Origin of the sequence: Cognatishimia sp. F0-27 (assembly GCF_020667845.1) — a bacterium.
Lineage (GTDB): Bacteria > Pseudomonadota > Alphaproteobacteria > Rhodobacterales > Rhodobacteraceae > JAFMPQ01.
In genome coordinates this window covers 1-575 of sequence record NZ_JAFMPQ010000105.1, presented here as the reverse complement: position 1 = coordinate 575, position 575 = coordinate 1, and the positions used below count along the sequence as shown (strand labels likewise).

Annotated in this window: 2 protein-coding genes; both read left to right on the top strand. The window is 62.3% G+C overall.

Translation table 11 applies throughout. The annotated features are described in order from the left end of the window. Positions 1–142: 142 nt before the first annotated feature. Positions 143–310 carry an SAM-dependent methyltransferase gene (locus J1C49_RS21535; protein WP_227447860.1) on the top strand — a complete coding sequence of 56 codons (168 nt, stop codon included), beginning with the start codon at positions 143–145 and terminating at the stop codon, positions 308–310. Then, positions 307–575 (top strand): tyrosine-type recombinase/integrase (locus J1C49_RS21530; protein ID WP_227447859.1); only part of this gene is annotated, 269 nt, incomplete at its 3' end. The genes J1C49_RS21535 and J1C49_RS21530, both read left to right, overlap by 4 nt.

Genomic DNA, 575 nt, shown 5'->3' with positions numbered 1-575 from the left:
TCACTTGCCAACCCTGCCGCTCCAGCATGACGTGCACGCGGCGATATCCGAACCGGCGACGCTCCACTGCTACGGCCTTCATCGCCTTGCGCAAAGTCTATGACCCCGCAGCAGGCACCGGCGGGATGCTGGGATTGCCGAGATGGAGATGAAGGCGCTGCATGACCGCATCCGCGTCGAACTCTTCGGGCAGGAACTGAACCCCGAGTCCTTCGCGATCTGCAAATCCGACATGCTGGTGAACGGGCACAACCCCGGGAACATCGCGTTCGGCAACACGCCGCCCCGGCCCGCCCCGCGCCCAGCATGAAACAGGCATTGCGGGCGCTTGAGATGATGCCCGCGACCACCCCACGCGAAATGCGTGACAAGGCGCTCTTTGGCCTGCTTTGCCTGACCGGCATCCGCATTTCCGCCCTGATCAGCCTTCGTCTCAAACATGTCGATCTCGACGACAAATCCGTGACGCAAAACCCGCGCGAGGTGGCGACGAAGTTCGGCAAATCCATGCATACCTTCTTTGCCAAGGGCTTCCCCGAGGCCGAAGTTGCGCTCCGCGCATGGATCACCCATCT

What these genes read in the sequence shown, in the direction of transcription:
- J1C49_RS21535 (WP_227447860.1), top strand. Translation starts at nt 143, where the DNA reads ATGGAGATGAAGGCGCTGCATGACCGCATCCGCGTCGAACTCTTCGGG.